The organism is Streptomyces sp. NBC_00568, assembly GCF_026341855.1.
GTDB lineage: Bacteria > Actinomycetota > Actinomycetes > Streptomycetales > Streptomycetaceae > Streptomyces.
Genome location: NZ_JAPENW010000001.1, coordinates 4,652,179 through 4,666,914 on the forward strand (window position 1 = coordinate 4,652,179; position 14,736 = coordinate 4,666,914).

The 14,736-nt window shown below is 72.9% G+C and carries 12 protein-coding genes; 3 read left to right on the top strand and 9 right to left on the bottom strand.

Annotated elements, in window-relative coordinates:
* Positions 1–116: 116 nt before the first annotated feature.
* The 6 genes from OOK38_RS20215 to OOK38_RS20240 form a co-directional block, all read right to left on the bottom strand.
* Positions 117–1,169, bottom strand: a complete 1,053-nt coding sequence (locus tag OOK38_RS20215) for a chitinase (protein ID WP_266758523.1) — start codon at positions 1,167–1,169, stop codon at positions 117–119.
* A 68-nt stretch (positions 1,170–1,237) separates the two neighbouring features.
* Complete coding sequence (locus OOK38_RS20220; RefSeq protein ID WP_266758521.1) at positions 1,238–1,369, bottom strand: hypothetical protein; 132 nt, start codon at positions 1,367–1,369, stop codon at positions 1,238–1,240.
* On the bottom strand, positions 1,356–2,099 hold the full coding sequence (locus OOK38_RS20225; RefSeq protein ID WP_266758519.1) for a hypothetical protein: 744 nt from the start codon (positions 2,097–2,099) through the stop codon (positions 1,356–1,358). The genes OOK38_RS20220 and OOK38_RS20225 overlap by 14 nt, the downstream gene beginning before the upstream one ends.
* A gap of 202 nt (positions 2,100–2,301) precedes the next feature.
* Positions 2,302–2,508: a hypothetical protein gene (locus tag OOK38_RS20230; RefSeq protein WP_266758517.1), complete on the bottom strand. Its 207-nt coding sequence runs from the start codon at positions 2,506–2,508 to the stop codon at positions 2,302–2,304.
* 106 nt (positions 2,509–2,614) lie between these two features.
* Positions 2,615–3,889 (bottom strand): M14 family zinc carboxypeptidase, encoded by a 1,275-nt coding sequence (locus OOK38_RS20235; protein ID WP_266765679.1) that lies wholly within the window; start codon positions 3,887–3,889, stop codon positions 2,615–2,617.
* A gap of 288 nt (positions 3,890–4,177) precedes the next feature.
* Positions 4,178–5,608 carry an MFS transporter gene (locus OOK38_RS20240; RefSeq protein WP_266758515.1) on the bottom strand — a complete coding sequence of 477 codons (1,431 nt, stop codon included), beginning with the start codon at positions 5,606–5,608 and terminating at the stop codon, positions 4,178–4,180.
* A gap of 101 nt (positions 5,609–5,709) precedes the next feature.
* Between OOK38_RS20240 and OOK38_RS20245 the strand changes: the two genes are divergently transcribed.
* Complete coding sequence (locus OOK38_RS20245) at positions 5,710–6,831, top strand: helix-turn-helix transcriptional regulator (RefSeq protein ID WP_266758513.1); 1,122 nt, start codon at positions 5,710–5,712, stop codon at positions 6,829–6,831.
* Positions 6,832–6,992: 161 nt separating this feature from the next.
* On the opposite strand, the gene OOK38_RS20250 is transcribed toward OOK38_RS20245, so the two are convergent.
* Positions 6,993–8,456: an MFS transporter gene (locus tag OOK38_RS20250; RefSeq protein ID WP_266758512.1), complete on the bottom strand. Its 1,464-nt coding sequence runs from the start codon at positions 8,454–8,456 to the stop codon at positions 6,993–6,995.
* A 96-nt stretch (positions 8,457–8,552) separates the two neighbouring features.
* On the opposite strand from OOK38_RS20250, the gene dusB reads away from it, so the two are divergent.
* Positions 8,553–9,707: a tRNA dihydrouridine synthase DusB gene (dusB, locus tag OOK38_RS20255; RefSeq protein ID WP_266758510.1), complete on the top strand. Its 1,155-nt coding sequence runs from the start codon at positions 8,553–8,555 to the stop codon at positions 9,705–9,707.
* A gap of 55 nt (positions 9,708–9,762) precedes the next feature.
* Here dusB and OOK38_RS20260 read toward each other — a convergent pair whose 3' ends face one another.
* Both OOK38_RS20260 and OOK38_RS20265 read right to left on the bottom strand, forming a co-directional pair.
* Entirely contained in the window at positions 9,763–11,700 is a 1,938-nt protein-coding gene (locus OOK38_RS20260) for a glycogen debranching N-terminal domain-containing protein (protein WP_266758508.1), read from the bottom strand.
* A complete protein-coding gene (locus OOK38_RS20265; RefSeq protein ID WP_266765678.1) occupies positions 11,697–13,118 on the bottom strand; it encodes a hypothetical protein in 1,422 nt (473 codons plus the stop codon). The genes OOK38_RS20260 and OOK38_RS20265 overlap by 4 nt, the downstream gene beginning before the upstream one ends.
* A gap of 284 nt (positions 13,119–13,402) precedes the next feature.
* Here OOK38_RS20265 and OOK38_RS20270 point away from each other — a divergent pair, with 284 nt between their 5' ends.
* The gene (locus OOK38_RS20270; protein ID WP_266758506.1) at positions 13,403–14,635 is read left to right on the top strand and encodes an ROK family transcriptional regulator; all 1,233 of its coding nucleotides are present in this window, start codon (positions 13,403–13,405) and stop codon (positions 14,633–14,635) included.
* The last annotated feature ends 101 nt before the right edge of the window (positions 14,636–14,736 follow it).

The following is a 14,736-nucleotide window of genomic DNA, read 5'->3' on the forward strand; positions in this document are numbered from 1 at the left end:
TCGTCCCGGACCATGGGGTGTCCGGGCATCGATGGCACCGGCTGCCGGGCGGCACCGGTGCGGCGTGGGTGGCACCCGTGGCGGCGCCTCCTCCCGGCCCGTCGGCCGGGCCGGCCTCAACGGCCCTGCAGGGCCTTCACGTTGTCGCCGAAGGTCCAGTTCTTCGAGCCGTCCCAGTTGATGGACCAGGTCATCAGGCCCTTGAGGCCGGTGCCGTAGTGGCGCCAGGCCTGGGAGACGAGACCCGGTGACATGTAGCCACCACCGGCACCGGACTGCGCGGGCAGCCCCGGCACCTGCTTGTCGTAGGGAACCCTGATGGTGGTCCCCTGCACCACGAGCCCCTTGTTCAGGCAGTCCGTCTGGGCGGTGAAGCCCTGCACCGTGCCCGCGGAGTACGAGTCACCGGAGCAGCCGTACATGCTCCCGTTGTAGTACTGCATGTTCAGCCACCACAGACGCCCGTTGTCCGCGTACTTCTTGACGATCGGCAGGTAGGCGCCCCAGATCGAGCCGTAGGTGATGCTGCCACCGGTGACGTACGCCGTCTCCGGCGCCATGGTCAGGCCGAAGCCGGCCGGCATCTGCGCCAGCACTCCGTCGATGATGCGGATCAGGTTGGCCTGGGAGGCGGAGAGCTGACCGATGTTCCCGCTGCCGACGAGCCCCGTCTCGATGTCGATGTCGATCCCGTCGAAGTTGTACTTCTTCAGGATGGGCACGATCGTCGCCACGAAACGGTCGGCGACCGCGGACGAACTCAGGTCGATCCCGGCGGCCGCTCCGCCGATGGACAGCAGGATCGTCTGCCCCGACGCCTTGGCCGCGCACATCTCGGCGGGCGTCGCGACCTTCACGCCGGTGTCCATCCCGTCCTGCCACAGCGCGGTGCCGTCCGAGCGGATGACGGGGAACGCCGCGTTGATCACGTTGTAGCCGTGCGCGGCGATACGGGAGTCGGTGATCGGCGTCCACCCGAAGGGCGGGTGCACCCCGTTGGACGAGCCGTCCCAGTTCTCCCAGTATCCCTGGAGAACCTTTCCGGCGGGGCGGGACTTCACGGCGCAGGTGTCCGCCGCGGAGGCGCTGGGGGCGCCAGCGATCGACAGGGGGGTGAGGACGGCTGCCGCCAGGGCGACGGCGAGCAGGCGCAGCTTCCGACGGATCATGCGAGGCCTCCCGGTGGGGGTGCGGTGAGGTGTCGTAGGCATGACAGTCGCGCGGTCCAGACCTTTCGTCAATAGGTCTGGACCAAAGTGGCGCCGGTGGCGGGCGGCCGCCCGCGGTTCACCGGCGGCCCGTGGCGCGGGGTCCACCCGAGTTCGCGGCGCACGCGCAGCCGGGTCGTGAGGATGTCAGCGGCGGTCATGGAGCTCCTCCAGGGCTGCCCGCTCACGGTGGTCCTGGTAGGGGGCGTGGCCGGTGAGGGCGACGGCGAAGTCCTCGGCGACCGAATCGATCAGGGTCCGCGCGGGAGTGACCCAGCTCTCGAACCGGCCGCCGATCGCCGCCTCCACCACCTGGTCGGCGTCGTCCGGGCTCATGCCGGTGCTGGTGAGGAACCAGATCAGGAGCCGTCCGGCCTGCCCGGGCAGCGCACCCTGCACGCCCGAGTCCAGCGCGAGCAGCACGAGCCGGACGCAGGCCCGCTCCAGGTGCCAGCTGCGGTCCTCGGGGGAGGCGCCGGGTGGCGGCGCCAGTTCCGCGAAGCGCCGGGCCAGCCATTCCAGCACCCCCCGCCACTGGAGCAGCGCGGCCGCCGCGCGGGCCGCGGTCTCGTCGGGAGTCGTGACCGAGGTGGACGCGTGGTCCCAGCCGCCGAGGACTCCGCCGTACTGGTAGCCCCACCTCCAGCCCAAGGCCCAACTGCCGTAGCGCTCACGGATGATCGCGTCCACCTGTTGCTCGCACCAGGACTCGCCCTGCCACCAACCCGCCGGGCCGGAGAGTACGGGCGGCACCCATGGGCGGACCAGTGCGCGAAGGCGCGCTTCCTCGTCCTCGTCCCAGGTGAAGGGGTGGCGGGCCGGGTCGAGATTCCCCCAGTTCCACACGGTCTCGAAGGAGACGGGAGGTACGAGGTTCTCGGGGAAGGGCAAGGTGTCTCGGTGGTACGTCAGTGCCGGGCCCGCTCTTCCGTCCGCTGCTGTGGGCCCTCAGTCTCCGCCCGTGGAGCCGGGGCAGGCGACTGAATTTCCGGACCGCGGACCCCAACCCGGACCCCGGACCCAACCCGGACCCCGGACCTCGAACCCCAGGCCCGGCGCGCCCGGGTCCACCGGGTGATCCGGGCGACCGCCCTCAGGCCTCTTTGGGGTCGACCGTCGCCTGGTGTTCCTCGGCCAGGTGCTCCTCCGCCTTCAACCAGGGGAGGAACTGGGCGCTTTTGCGCCAGCCGCAGGTGTCGCATCTGATGGTGCGCTGCACGCCCGCTCGTTGTACGCGGACGGTGTGTTCGCGGCCGTGCTGGTCCCAGCGGCTTACTTTGCTCGTGTTGATCTGCAGCATCACGCCTCCTGGTTCTCCCGCTTCGTCTGCGCAGCAAGGAGTGTGCAGCATGGTGAAGATCAACGGGGGTTCTTCGGCGCCGAGTTCGGTGAGGGCGCGGTCGCTCTCAGGAGGCGGCGAGGTGTCCTTCGGCGGCCTCGACGGCGGCGGTGGTGACGTTGACCTGGTGTTCTATCTGCCGGTCCACCGGAACCCAGGTCGCCGTGAAACTCGCCGAGTAGGCGGCGCACCAGCGCGCGACGAGGGCTTCCAGCTCGGCGCGTTGGGGCGCGGTCGCCGGGGTCGGCGCGTATTCCTCCAGGAGGCGCAGCAGCATGGCCGCGGCCCGGAGCGGGGTTCGCCGGGCGAAGCCCTCGATGCTGGCCGTGCGGGCGCGGGTGAGATCGGGCAGCGGCGTGAAGGACGGGTGCGCGGGGTCCCAGCTGTCGGCCAGCGGGCCGCATACGCGCAGCGTTTCGGCCACGGCCCGGTGCATGCTGAAGCCGGTGCCGGGGCCGGGCGGGGGAAGGTGCGGGCGTGCCCGTTCGTAGTGGCCGCGGACGGTGTGGGCGTAGTCCCGCAGGCGTTCCGCCCAGTGCTGCAGCCGTTGTTCGGGGGCGGGGTGGGGAGTGAGGTCGGCGAACCCGGCGGCGGCCCAGACCGGCACTTCCACCACCGCGGTGACGCCGCCGTGGGCGTGCGGGGCGAGCCAGGTGGAGCGGTGGGCGTTCTCCGGGAAGGCGGTGGGGCGTTCGGGCGCTCCGGGCGGTGGCAGGACGAAGACGCCGGGGGCGCTCGTGGGCCAGTGCAGGGCGTCCAGCGGGGCCCTTTCGACCGGGATGCCGAGCCGTTCGGCGGAGGCGGCGAGGGTCCGGTCGAGGCCGGGTACCTCTCGGGTGACCTGGGCGAAGGTGCCGCCGATGTCCGTGCCGTGCAGCGAGATCTGGATGAAGGGCCGCAGCCGGCGGATGACGTCGAGCAGGGCGCGGCTCTCCGGCAGGAACCGGGGGCGGGGGAGGGCGGGTGCCCATTCGGGCTGTTCGTCGGCCGTGGGACGGAAGAAGCGGCGGTAGTGGCCGAAGAGGGTGTCCGCGTGGTGTCCGCCGTCGTTGAGGCGGGCTCCGTCCGGATCGAGGCACAGCATCAGGTGCCATACCGTGCCGGGCCGTTCGCCGGCCAGTGCCCGGTGGGCCAGCGCGAGGAGGGTGCCCCCGCCGACGTACTCGTTGGGGTGCGCGCCCGCGACCACGAGGGCGTGCCGCGACCCGTTTCCGACGCTCAGCATCCGCAGCGGGACGCCGCGTCGGGAGTGGCCGATCGTGCTGAGCCGGCACAGGCCGGGATGCCGGTCGGCCAGTGCTTCGGCGGTGCGGGTGACGTCGGCGGGCGTGGGATAGCTCAGTGTCCGGAGCCGCTGTCGTCCCCGGTCTCGCTCTGGTCCAGCGCGCGGATCTTGACCTCGGTCACGGGGCCTCCTCGGATCGCGGTTCGGCCGGACGGAACGCGCCGGGCCACCGCCGGGCGCGTTCCGTTCGACTTCAGTGCGACTCAGTACGACATGGCGCATCACCGGTGTCAACAGCCCCTGAAAAGAGGGAAGTTGGGGCTCATGGCCGGTGCATATGCCGGTGGCCGCGAGGTCGGCCGGCTGCCGGTTCGCGCGGTCGGCCGGCCGGTCGGGACGGGCCCTTCAGCTGATCGTGCGCGGCAGCCGCAGGCTCAGTGCCGTGGTCAGGGCCACGCCCACCAGCTGGACCAGGAGCGTCGTCACCAGGGCGTCGCGCATGCCGTGGGCCGGGACGAGGGACAGGAACAGGGTGCCGAGGGTGGCCACCCCGACGGCGAGGGCCGCCTGCTGGGTGGTGGCCATCACGCCGCTGCCGACGCCGGCCCGGGCGGCCGGCACCTCGGAGAGGACGATCCGGATGAGGACGGGCAGCTGGAGCGCCTGACCCGCGCCGGCGACCGCCGCGCCGGGCAGCAGCTCCCTCACCCCGAGGTCCGGCCAGGACCGCCAGGCGGCCAGCGCGATGAGCGCCACGCCCACCGCCTGGATCAGCCCGCCGGCGGTGACGACCCGGGTGCCGTAGCGGGCGATCAGCCGGGGGCCGCACAAGGACGTGACGAAGAAGACGACCGCCATGGGCGCGAGGGCCATCCCCGCGGCGACGGGACCGAGGCCCGCGCCGCGCTGCAGAGCCACCGCGATCACGAACATGAAGCCGCTGAAGCCGATCGAGAACGGCACGATCATGATCAGACCCCGGCGCAGCGAGGTCAGCTCGAGCAGGCTCGGCGGTACCAGGGGGGTCCGGCCGCCCCGGTCCGCGCGGCGTTCGACGAGGTAGAAGGCGGCGGCCGCGAGCGGGAACAGGGCGAGGGACACCCAGGTCCACAGCGGCCAGCCCGCCGCCCGGCCCTCGGTGAGCGGGGCGAGCAGGGCCAGCAGGGCGACCGCGAGCAGGACGGTGCCGGGGGCGTCGATCGGCTCCGGGTGCTGCGAGCGGGTCTCGGGGACGGCGCGGGCGGCCAGGACCAGACCGAGGACGACGACGGGCACGTTCACGAGGAACACCGAGCGCCAGCCGGTGCCCGCGATGTCGGCCGCGACCAGGACGCCGCCGAGGATCTGCCCGGCCACCATGGACAGGCCGGCCGTGGCGCCGTACAGGCCCATCGCCTTCGCGCGGCGGGGCCCGGAGGTCGCCGACTGGATGGTGGCGAGGACCTGCGGCAGCATCGCCGCGGACGCCGCGCCCTGGGCGACGCGCGCCGCCACCAGCGTCCACGCGGTGGGCGCGAGGCCGCAGGCGAGCGAGGTCAGGCCGAAGGCCGCCATGCCGCCGAGGAAGAGCCGGCGCCGGCCGAACAGGTCGCCGAGCCGTCCGCCGAGGACGAGCAGGACGGCGTACGCGACCCCGTATCCGGCGACGACCAGCTCGAGGACGGCCTCACTCGCGTTCAGGTCATGCCCGATGGTCGGAAGGGCTACGTTGACGATGAAGAAGTCGATCAGGGGCAGTGCCGCGCCCAGCAGCACGGTGAACAGTCCGAGGCCGCCCAGTGCGGGTGGCGCGGTGGGGGCGCGGACTGCGGTGGTGAGAGTTCCGGTTTCGGTCACGTCCTCCAGACTTCTCCCGGACTCAGACGGGTACCAGAGTCTTCTTATCCTGGTACAAGCACTACCTGGCAACAGGCTGCGGTGAGCGGCAGGCTGGAGGCATGACGACCATGGTGCGGGACACGACCACCGGCCCGGACCCGGCACGGCCCACCCCGGGCGGGACGCGATCCGTCCCGGACACGGCGGCCCCGGCTCCGGCGCGGTCGGCTCCGTCCCCGGCGGCTTCCGGCCGGCCGCCCGCGGACGCGGCCGGCAGTGCGCCCGGCCCCTCGAGGACGTCGGGCCCCGCGGGGCCCCGAGGCAGCGAGATCCGGCGGCACGAGCTGGCCACCTTCCTGCGCAGCCGGCGCGAGCGCATCACGCCCGAGCAGGTCCAGCTGCCCCGCGGCCGCCGTCGGCGCACACCGGGCCTGCGCCGCGAGGAGGTCGCCCAGCTCTCCGCGGTCGGGGTCACCTGGTACACCTGGCTCGAGCAAGCGCGCGACATCCAGGTCTCCGAGCAGGTACTCGACGCCCTGGCGCGCACCCTGCAACTCGACTCCAGCGAGCGGGCGCACCTCTTCCAGCTGGCCGGAGCCGTCGACCCCTCGCCCGCCGCCCAGTGCGAGGTCATCACCCCGGCGCTGCGCCAGATCCTGACGCAGCTGGAGCCGGTTCCGGCCTGCATCCAGAACAGCCGGTACGACATCCTGGCGTACAACCGCACGTACGCGCGTCTGATGATGGGCGACCTCGACACGATCCCGCCCGCCGACCGCAACTGCATGATCCTCGCCTACACCAACGCGGAGTGGCGCCGGTCGATCGTCCTCCTGGACGAGACCATGCGTCTGATGGCCGCGCGGCTGCGCGTCTCGATGGCCGGGCACCTCGGGGAACCCGCCTGGAAGATGCTGCTGAAGCGGCTGCGGTCCGAGTCGGCCGAGTTCCGCGAGATCTGGGACCGGTACGAGGTGGTCGGCACCCGCGGCAAGACCAAGAAGTTCGTGAACCCGTACGTCGGTCTCGTCACCGTGGATCACACCGACCTGTGGCTCGCGCCCGATCTCGGTGCCCGCATGGTGACGTACGCGCCCTCCGACGAGGAGAGCCGCGAACGGCTGGAGAAGCTGCACGCGATCGCGCTGGAGGCGGAGGCGGAGGCGGAGGCGTTGGCCGGGGCCGAGGCCCCAGCCGAGGCCGGAACGGCGTCCCGGGCGGAGGCGGCGGGGGCGGCCTGATTCGGGTGACGCCGACGCCGACGCCGACGCCGACGCCGACGCCGACGCCGACGCCGACGCCGACACCGACGCCGACGCCGACCCCGGCGGGTGCGGTCCGTGCCGTCGCGCGGTGAGGCGACGTACGGCCGGACGGCGGACCTGGTGAGGCGTCGGCGCGGTCAGACGGCGGAGCGGTCCTCGGCCCGTACGTCCACCGTCTCCCGTATCTCCGGGGACTCCAGCAGGCGGGCCGTGCGCTCGGCCGTCGCGCGGGCCCAGCGCCCGCTGGTGAGGGCGCCGAGGACGAGGACGGCGAGACCGCAGGCGGTGATGACCCACCAGCCGGGGCGGGCCGCCGCGACGAAGGTGTCCCGGTAGGCGGAGGCGTGAATGCCGGAGGCGAGGGCCGCTCCGATGACGGCGACGCCGAGGGTGCCGCCGATCTGGCGGCTGGTCGAGGCGACGGCGGCGGCGACGCCCGCCTGGGAGCGGGGCATGCCGGAGACGGCGGTGTTGGTGATGGGGGCGTTCACGAAACCGAAGCCGAGGCCGAAGAAGACGTAACCGATGACGAGCGTGACGTTCGACGTCTCCCCCTCGAACGCGGCGAACAGCACCCCGCTCACGGTCATCGCGACACCGGCGATCAGCAGCGACGGGCGCGGGCCGCGGCTGCCGACCAGGCGTCCCGAGATGGGCGCGCAGACGAAGCACAGGGCGGCCATGGGCAGCATCCACAGGCCCGCGTGCAGGGCGTCGAGGCCGCGCACGTTCTGCAGGTACAGCGTCGACAGGAACAGGAAGCCGCTGAGCGCGGCGAACGCGCTCACCGCGATGACGGTGGCCCCGCTGAACGGCGCCGAGCGGAAGAAGCGCAGGTCGATGAGGGGTTCGTCGCGCCGGGGCTCGTACCACAGGAGGCCGAGCAGCGCGGCCAGGGCGACCACGCCGAAGCCGGTGGTCCACAGGGCGCCGGAGGTGGGCGCCTCGATGATGGCGTACGTCAGCGAGCCGAGCAGCACGATGACGAGGAGCTGGCCGACCGGGTCGGGGCGGCGGGCCTTGGGGGCGCGGGACTCGGGGACGAAGCGCAGGGTCAGCAGGAGCGCGGCGAGGCCGATGGGGAGGTTGATCCAGAAGATCGACCGCCAGCCGACCGTCTCGACGAGCAGGCCGCCCACCAGAGGTCCGGCGGCCATGGATATGCCGACCACGGCGCCCCACACGCCGATCGCTCGGGCGCGTTCGCGGGGGTCCGTGAAGGTGTTGGTGATGATCGACATCGCCACCGGGTTCAGCATCGAGCCGCCGACGGCCTGGACCATCCGGAAGACGATGAGCGCGTCGAGGTTCGGGGCGAGGGAGCAGAGCACCGAGCCGATGGTGAAGAGGACCAGGCCCGCCATGAAGACCTTGCGCCGGCCGATGCGGTCGGCGGTGGAGCCCGCGAGCATCAGCAGGGAGGCCAGCACCAGGGTGTACGCGTCGATGGCCCACTGCATGCCCGCGACGTCCGTGTGCAGTTCCCGCTGCATCGAGGGCAGGGCGACGTTCAGGACCGTGACGTCGAGGCTCACGATCAGCAGACTCATGCAGCAGATCGCGAGCACCAGCATCCGGTGCCGGTGGCTGAGCTCAGGCATTCCCTCAATGTACGCCGCTGTCGATAGTGTGTCTAACTAATGACTGCTACACGATCTTTCGCGCGAGCACCCGGCGCCGTGCGCCACAATGGGGGAATGCCCACGCCCACGTCCACCGTGAACCCCCCGCTGTCGATCGGTCCCCACCAGGTGCAGCCGCCCGTCGTCCTGGCCCCCATGGCCGGGATCACGAACGCGCCGTTCCGCACGCTGTGCCGCGAGTTCACGGGCGGCAAGGGCCTGTTCGTCAGCGAGATGATCACCACGCGGGCGCTGGTCGAGCGCAACGAGAAGACCATGCAGCTGATCCACTTCGACGCGACCGAGAAGCCGCGCTCGATCCAGCTGTACGGCGTCGACCCCGCGACCGTCGGCAAGGCCGTCCGCATGATCGCGGAGGAGGACCTCGCCGACCACATCGACCTGAACTTCGGCTGCCCGGTCCCCAAGGTCACCCGCAAGGGCGGCGGCTCCGCCCTCCCGTACAAGCGCCACCTGCTGCGCGCGATCCTGCGCGAGGCGGTCAGTGGCGCCGGGGACCTGCCCGTCACCATGAAGATGCGCAAGGGCATCGACGACGACCACATCACCTTCCTCGACGCCGGGCGGATCGCGGTCGAGGAGGGCGTGACGGCGATCGCGCTGCACGGCCGTACCGCGGCCCAGCACTACGGCGGCACCGCGGACTGGGACGCCATCGCCCGCCTGAAGGAACACGTGCCGGAGATCCCCGTCCTCGGCAACGGCGACATCTGGTCGGCGGACGACGCGCTGCGGATGGTGCGCGAGACCGGGTGCGACGGGGTCGTGGTCGGGCGCGGCTGCCTCGGCCGGCCGTGGCTGTTCGGCGACCTGGTGGCCGCCTTCGAGGGCCGCGCCGACGCCTACGCGCGGCCGGCGCTGCGCGAGGTCGCCGCGGTCATGGTCCGCCACGCCACGCTCCTCGGCGAGTGGATCGGCGACGAGGCGCGCGGTGTCATCGACTTCCGCAAGCACGTCGCCTGGTACCTCAAGGGCTTCGCGGTCGGCTCGGAGATGCGCAAGCGCCTCGCCGTCACCTCGTCGCTCGCCGAACTCTCCGACGGACTGGCCGAGCTGGACCTCGACCAGCCGTGGCCGTCGGGCGCCGACGGACCCCGCGGCCGTACCTCCGGCAACAACAGGGTCGTCCTGCCGGACGGCTGGCTGAAGGACCCCTACGACTGCGCGGGCGTGTCCGAGGACGCGGAACTGGACACGTCCGGCGGCTGAGCCGCCGGACGCGAGGTGCGCGCGCCGCCCCGCGCGCGCACCGGACCAGGACCCGTCAGGCGCCACCCACCGCCGTGAGCAGGGCCAGGGGGGCCGCCGCCGACCTCGACTCCCTCACACAGGCGTGCGGGTAGGGCACCGGCTCGGCATGCGTGTCGCGTCCGTAGCCCGCGAGAACCTCGGGGAGACGGTGGCCGGCGGCCGTCGCGGCGTCCACGAGCGCGTGCGCCACCGTACGGGCCTCGTCGTGCAGGCCGTACCGCGCCAGCCCCAGCGTGATGAGGGCGTTGTCGTGGGGCCAGACCGAACCCCGGTGATACGACAGCGGATGGTAGGCGGGCTGGCCGGAGGCGAGCGTGCGCACGCCCCAGCCGGAGAAGAAGTCCGGTTCGAGGAGCCGGCGGCCCACCAGCTCGCCGTACTCCTTGTCCAGCAGGCCCGACCACAGCAGATGACCCGCGTCCGAGGCGAGCGCGTCCACGTGGCGGCCGTCGCCGTCCAACGCCAGCGCGGGGAAGGAGTGTTCACTCATCCAGAAGTCCCGCTGGAACCGGTCACGGAGGTCGGCGGCGGCCTGTTCCAGGAGCGCCGCGTAGACCTCGTCGCCCCAGACCGTGCGGGCCAGCAGCGCGGTGCGGCGCAGCGCGTCGTACGCGTATCCCTGGGCGCCCGCCGCCATCACCGGTCCGGTCGGGCGGCTGCCGTCGGCCGAACAGATGGCGCCGGGGGAGTCCTTCCAGTTCTGGTTGGCGAGGCCGCCGCCGTCCGCGCGGTACACGAGATAGCCGCGCGAGGTCAGCCCGCCGTGGTCCAGCATCCAGCCGATCGCCGCACGGGCGTTGGGCTCCAGCCGGAGGGCCAGCGCCACATCACCGGTCCGCTCGGTGTACGCGCCGAGCAGCACCAGGAACAGCGGCGTCGCGTCCACCGAACCGTAGTAACGCCCGTACGGCACCTGCCCGAAGTGCGCCAGCTCGCCGTGCCGCACCTCGTGCACGATCTTGCCGGGCTGGGCGACCGTGTCCGCTCCCACCTCGACCGCCTGGGTGGCGGCCAGCGCGGGCAGCGTGGCGGCGGCGAGCTGCGGCCGGTAGGGCAGCGCGAAGAGCGAGGTGAGCAGCGCGTCACGGCCCAGCAGGGTGAGGAACCAGGGGACTCCGGCCGCGGGAACCCGCAGCTCCTCGCCGTCCGGGCCCGTCGCCGGCACCTGGAGCACCGCGAGGTCCGACAGGCCCCGCGCACAGGCCGCGGCCAGCTCCGGCCAGCCGGTCGGGAAGGGCACGCCCTCCGCGAACTCGCCCTCCAGGGCGAGGAGTCGCTCATTGGCCGCGGCGGGGGAGGCGGGCACCCGCGGCGCGTGCGAAGCGCCGTGCGGACGCGCCGCGACCCGCAGCGCCAGCTCCGCCGAGCCGTGCGGTTCGAGGTCGAGGGTCCATACGAGGCGACGCGCGCCCGTGCCCGTCTCCTCCACCCCGTCCGGCGCGGGCTCGGAGGTGACCGTCGTACGGGACTGCCACTCCCCGCGCCGATAGCTGAACTCCACACCGTCGTCGAGGACCTGGCGCTGGCGCACGACGCCCGTCTTCGCGTACGTGCGGTAGTCGGAACGCAGCTCGAACTGGTCCGTGAAGTCGGCGTCCGCGGTGACCGCGATCCGGACCGTGGTGGTCGTCGGACGGTTGCTGGTGACGCGCAGCGCCTCCACGAACGCGCCCTCGGCGACGGCCTGTTCGCGGAACAGCGTGTACGCGGGCGGTTCGTTGCGGCCGCCCCGCGGCACCAGCACACAGCGTGCCGTGTCCCCGTCCGCGACCGGCGTGAGTGCCTCGGGCACCGCGCCGTCCACCGTCAGCTGCCAGCGGCTGAGATGCCGGGCGTCCCGGACGAATAACCCGTCCGGAGAGCTGCCGCCCCGTACCCCGCTGATGTCCCCGCCGTCGCCCACGGCGGCGAACGTCCCACCGTGCACGAGCAGATGATGCCGGTCCGTCATCCCCGGTCCCCTCCCTTGGCGCCCGTCTCGAACGCGAATACGCGCTGTCCCGCAGTGCTGTGTGCCGTGTCGATCAACGCGTCGTGCCCCGCCGGGGACACGACCGGTGCCGCCCCGGAGGGCTCGTGCAGCAGGTCGAGCGTCAGCGCCGCCGTCCAGCTGAAACCGAGCGCTCCGCAGGCCTCGCCGGTGTACGGGTCCACGTACTCCGCGAACCCGGACTCCCCGGCGGTGTCCAGCAGGGCGGCCCGCAGTCCGTCCGCCCGCCCGTGCTCCCCGTGCAGCCGCAGCCCGCGCTCCAGCAGCCAGTTGGTGTTGAACCAGGCCGGCCCCCGCCAGTACCGGTGCGGATCGAACGCCTCGCCGGTCAGGTCGTAACTGGGCGCGAGCCGCGTCGCCCCGCCCAGTCCGAAGTGCGGCCCGCCCGCGGTCCGTACGAGCGTGGCCGCGATGTCGCGGGGCAGCGCGGGGAGGATGAGCGGGAGCAGCCCGGCGACACTGCGCTCGGGGATCAGGGCACCCCGCCCGCCGTTCCCGTCGCTCCGCTCGTCGCGGCAGAAGAACATGCCCTCCGCCGGATCCCACAGCCGCTCCACCAGTGCCGCCGTCAACCGCTCGGCGCGCGCGTGGCGGGCGGTCCCCGCCGCGCCCAGCTCCTGCGCGATGCAGGCCAGCGCGTGTTCCGACGCGATCAGCAGAGCGTTGAACGCCGGGTCCTCGACGGCGAACTCGCCGCCGCCGTCGGCGTACCCCCGGTCCCGGTAGTCCGTGGCCAGCCGCACGTACCGCCCGTAGTCGAGGTCCGTCGGCCGGTCCTCGGGGGAGCCGTGGTCGAGGTCGGCGCGCCGGAAGGAGCGGGCCGGTGCCGGGGTGACACGGCTGAGCGGGGCGTCCCAGCAGGGACTGTTGTCCATGCCCTGCTCCCAGGGGTGCACCACACAGGCGAGGCCCCCGCCGCCCAGGTCCCGGCGGTGCAGGAGATAGCGGTGCCAGGCCGCCAGCCGGGGATACATCCGGGAGAGGAAGGAGCGGGCCCGGGACAGCCCCGGGTCAGCCCGGTGCACCAGCCACACGGCGAGCGCGTGCACCGGTGGCTGCACGATGCCCGACGTCTGTACGGTGCGCGGGGCGCCCGCAGCGCGCCCCGCGGTCGAGGAGCGCCAGAAGTCGGGGCTCGGGAAGTAGGCGTCGAGCGGGACGGAGGGGTTGAACACGATGTGCGGGACACGCCCGTCGGCCCACTGCGCGCCGAGCAGCGTCTCCAGCTCCGTCTGCGCCCGCAGCGGGGACAGATGACGCAGGCCGATCGCGATGAACGCCGAGTCCCAGGACCACTGGTGCGGATACAGACCGCGCGAGGGCACCGTGGACGTTCCCGTCCAGTTGCCGTTCAGCACGCGGGATGCCCTGAGGTGCAGCGACCCAGAAGGGTCGGCAGGATCGTATACAAGTGGTCCGGTCGGGGTGATCTCGCCCGGACCGGGCGGAGAGGGCGGACCGGAGGCGTGTACAGGAGTGCCGGAGGTACGCACGGGGGTGGTGAGCCCCGTGCGCAGGGCGGTGAGCTGGGTTGTGCTGTCCACTCAGGTCTCCCCGAAGACGTCCGACCGACCAGTTCGGCAGTAGCTGCCGTAGGGTTACGTCTATTTAACACGCAAAACTCAATATGTAATGCAGAGTTGGGGAACGCAAGAGGGTGCGCATGACAGAAAGGGCGGGGAGGACCGTGAAGACCGGCAACCAGGCAAGCTCCGGAGAACTGCTCGAACTGGTGCGCAGTGGCCGGGCGACCACACGCGGGGCGCTCCAGCGGGCCACCGGTCTGTCGCGGGCCACGGTCGGCCAGCGGCTCGACCGGCTGTTCCGCGCGGGCTGGCTCCGCGAGGGGGCCGGCGGCCCCGTCGACTCACCGCTCGGCGGCCGTCCCTCCATCACCCTGGAGTTCGACGACGAGCACGCCGTCGTCCTCGCCGCCGACCTCGACACCCGGCACGGCCGGGCCGCCGTCCTCACCCTCACCGGAGAGATCCTCGCCGAGCACGGGGGCCCGCTGGTGATCGACGACGGTCCCGAGGCGGTCCTCGGCGAGCTCGGACGCTGGTTCGCCGAGCTGCTGGAGAAGTCCGGACAGCGCGCCGACGCCGTCTGCGGCATCGGGCTCGCGGTGCCGGGCCCGGTCGACAGCGACACCGGCCGCGTGGTGCAGCCGCCGATCATGCCGGGCTGGGACGGTTACGACATAAGGGGCCGGCTGGGCCGCGCCTTCGCCGAACACGCGGGCACCGGCGCCGGCACCGCCGACGTGCCCGTGCTCGTCGACAACGACGCCAACCTCATGGCGTACGGGGAGCAGCGCGTCGGCTATCCGGACTGCTCGGCGTTCGCGCTGGTCAAGGTCTCCACCGGTATCGGCGCGGGCATGGTCGTCGGTGGCACGGTCTACCGGGGCATCGACGGCGGGGCCGGCGACATCGGGCACATCCGGGTGGGCGCCGACGCGCTGTGCCGGTGCGGCTCGTACGGCTGTCTGGCCGCCGTCGCCAGTGGCGGCGCGGTGGCGCGCCGGCTCGCGGAGTCCGGGGTCCCGGCCGCGTCCGGTTCGGACGTGCGGGATCTGCTGGCGGCCGGGCACCCCGAGGCGATGGCCCTCGCGCGGGAGGCGGGCCGGCAGGTCGGGGACGTCCTGGCCACCGTGGTGACGCTGCTCAACCCGGGCGTGCTGATGATCGCCGGGGATCTGGCCGGAACCCCCTTCCTCACGGGGGTCCGGGAGCTGCTGTACCAGCGGGCGCTGCCCCGCTCCACCGCTCATCTGGACGTGGTGACCTCCCGGCTCGGTGAGCGGGCCGGGCTGGTGGGCGCGGGGGCGATGGTCGTGGACCACCTGTACGCGCCGGAGCGGGCCGAGGAACGCCTGGCGGCCCTCGGCGTGTGACGGACACCGGCGGTCCGGGCCGGGAGGTCCGGGGCCGTCCGGCCCGGGTCCCGGGGTCCCGCGGGCCGCCGGTCCCGGTGCTGTCCGGCCCGGAGATCGTC